This window comes from Asaia sp. As-1742, from assembly GCF_011753235.1.
Lineage (GTDB): Bacteria > Pseudomonadota > Alphaproteobacteria > Acetobacterales > Acetobacteraceae > Asaia > Asaia bogorensis_B.
In genome coordinates this window covers 1-2,425 of sequence record NZ_VWWA01000040.1, presented here as the reverse complement: position 1 = coordinate 2,425, position 2,425 = coordinate 1, and the positions used below count along the sequence as shown (strand labels likewise).

General features: G+C 54.7%; 4 protein-coding genes and 1 pseudogene. 2 read left to right on the top strand and 3 right to left on the bottom strand.

Features of this window, described 5'->3' with window-relative positions; all coding sequences use genetic code 11:
• Nucleotides 1-128: pseudogene (locus tag F3J08_RS16725) on the top strand (IS481 family transposase); the annotation flags it as partial.
• Between the two features lie 139 nt (nt 129-267).
• Here the strand turns inward: F3J08_RS16725 and F3J08_RS16720 are convergent.
• The 3 genes from F3J08_RS16720 to F3J08_RS16710 all read right to left on the bottom strand — a co-directional run bounded on the left by F3J08_RS16720 (nt 268) and on the right by F3J08_RS16710 (nt 1,988).
• Entirely contained in the window at nt 268-681 is a 414-nt protein-coding gene (locus F3J08_RS16720; protein ID WP_370458772.1) for a type II toxin-antitoxin system VapC family toxin, read from the bottom strand.
• Nucleotides 678-938 carry an antitoxin gene (locus F3J08_RS16715; RefSeq protein ID WP_370458771.1) on the bottom strand — a complete coding sequence of 87 codons (261 nt, stop codon included), beginning with the start codon at nt 936-938 and terminating at the stop codon, nt 678-680. The genes F3J08_RS16720 and F3J08_RS16715 overlap by 4 nt, the downstream gene beginning before the upstream one ends.
• 333 nt (nt 939-1,271) lie before the next feature.
• The gene (locus F3J08_RS16710; protein ID WP_166931872.1) at nt 1,272-1,988 is read right to left on the bottom strand and encodes an IS6 family transposase; all 717 of its coding nucleotides are present in this window, start codon (nt 1,986-1,988) and stop codon (nt 1,272-1,274) included.
• A 217-nt stretch (nt 1,989-2,205) separates the two neighbouring features.
• Between F3J08_RS16710 and F3J08_RS16705 the strand changes: the two genes are divergently transcribed.
• Nucleotides 2,206-2,425, top strand: a 220-nt coding sequence (locus F3J08_RS16705; RefSeq protein WP_166931869.1) for a hypothetical protein, incomplete at its 3' end; no start/stop codon positions are given.

Below are 2,425 nucleotides of genomic sequence, written 5' to 3'. Positions count from 1 at the left end.
ATTTCGCACGTCGACTGAAGACGCTCCGGGGCCTCACGCCATACGAATTCGTTTGCCAGCAATGGCAGCACGAGCCATCAAGATTCACGCAAAACCCGCACCATCAAAACCCGGGACCAAACATCTAATAAAAACGCGACCCATTGATTGAAGCGCGCGTCGGAACTGGTGATGCGTCTCAGCCATCTGGTCCATCGTGCTTATTTCGATTGTATTTCGAAAGCCGGATGTAGAGTATCCATAGCTATCGCCAATCGGGTATGGTGCTCAACTCGTCGTCGCAGTCCAGTCTTGAAGCTGAAGCTCACCGATCTTGTTAAACCCGGCGTCGTTGCTAACAAGAATCGCCCCTACGTCCAACGCATGAGCCGCAATCAACAGATCGAGGGTCCCAACGACCTTACCCGCATTCTCCAGCTTGGCACGCAGATCACCATAGGTTTGTGCAGTTGAGGATTGCCAGGGTAAAACTGTGACACGCTGTAGAAACTCACTGACGATCGTCTTCAGACGTGTGGCCTCAGGACGCTTGGCCAGGCCAAACCGCAGCTCTCCTTCCGTGATAACTGAAATAACGACTTCAGAAGGCGCTCTGCGAGACAGCCGGTCCAACACACTAGGATGGCCCTTCACCAAATGACTGACCGTATTGGTGTCCAGCATCCAATGTTTCGCACTCACGACGCGATCCCCGCAAACGGGTCGCGGTTCTGCGCATCCTGAGATCGTTCATCGCCACCAAGAAAATCATCGGTCACACCGCCTGCCTTGATCGCTTCAAACAAACTGTCCCAGCCCTCCGGTCGTCTGGAGAGGATCACATCGCCGGTTGCTTCGTCCCTGCGGATGTAAACCTCGGTTCCCTCGAACCGGAAAGATGCCGGAAGGCGCACAGCCTGACTGCGTCCATTAGTAAAGATCTTAGCAATTTGCGGCACGATACCCCCCCAAAAAAACTTTTGTGATATATATCATAATAGATACCAAGGTGGATATCAAGAAAGGTTTGCGTTCTGAGAGCCGGTCAGCATCGTTTCAAGCCAAGTGCGCGCGGGCAGCGCGCTCCCTCAGATGCTGGGTCTGCCCTGCTTTCCCCCTCTCGAGTCTCGGTTGATAAGACCGCACTGCCCTTTCTCAAAAATCAGAAAAGAGAAAAATCTCCTGCTCATGATCCTGTGGGCTTGTGGTGTGTCGGGCGCGCTGTGGGCAGGGTGAAAGGGCTCTGTTGCAAAATCTTGGATTAGTAGCGCAAACTCGAGGCTCAGGGCTTTTCAGAATGTGTAGACCCCGAACTGCCTCTCGATCAGGTGCGCTTCTCCCATGATGCCCTTTTCCTGCTGCCAGGGTCTGGCTTGCCCCTTTTTCAGGGCGCGCATGACTTCGAAACCCTTGATCGTGGCGTAAGCGGTTTTCAGTGTTTTGAAACCACGAGCCGGCCTGATCAGCTGTTTCAGCTTGCCATGATCGGCCTCGATTACGTTGTTCAGATATTTCACCTGACGGTGTTCCACCGTATCCGGCAGTTTTCCGTCCTTTTTGAGTTCGCTGATCGCGATGCCGTAGGTCGGGGCCTTGTCCGTGTTGATCGTCTCGGGCTTCTCCCAGTCCTTCAGACCGTTCACCGCTTTGCCCAGAAAGTGCTGCGCGGCCTTGGCATTCCTGGTCGGTGAGAGATAGAAATCGATCGTATCGCCGCCCCTGTCGACAGCCCGATACAGATACGCCCATACTCCCTTGACCTTGATATAAGTCTCGTCCACCCGCCAGCTGCGGGTGAAGCCCGGGCGTTTCCAGTACCAGCGCAGGCGCTTTTCCATCTCAGGCGCGTAACGCTGGACCCAGCGGTAGATCGTCGAATAATCAACGTTGACGCCGCGTTCGGCCAGCATGGTTTCAAGATCCCGATAGCTGATCCCGTAGCGACAATACCACCGCACAGCCCACAGGATCACCTCACCCCGGAAATCTCGTCCCTTGAAGTCGCTCATACACCATGTCCCACGCCAAAACCGTGGCCGGTTTCAAACAGGGAGGCCGACTTTGCAACAGAGCCATAAATAATTCGCCCACCAACAGATGTTGCCATTATGCAACACGCAGACCGACCTTGCCACAGGCGGACGCGAAAAACATAGTAACGCTATTGCAATAAAAAGACAGAAAACGCAGCCTTGTGAAACCAAGTTATTCCGAGGTCAAAGTTTTATGAAAATCGTTAATTTTCAGAGACGAGGGCGATTGCTGCTGGGCGCGGCCATCATCTTTTCCCCTGTCGTAACGAATGTCGCAGCGCATGCCCAGACGGCTGCAGCGACCACGCATCATCGCAAGGCGGCCAGGCACAGCACGGCTCGCAAGACCACCACTCGTCCGGTCAACGGACCGCAGCTCGGCGCCCAGACAGCGCCCGCAGCCACGATGGTCC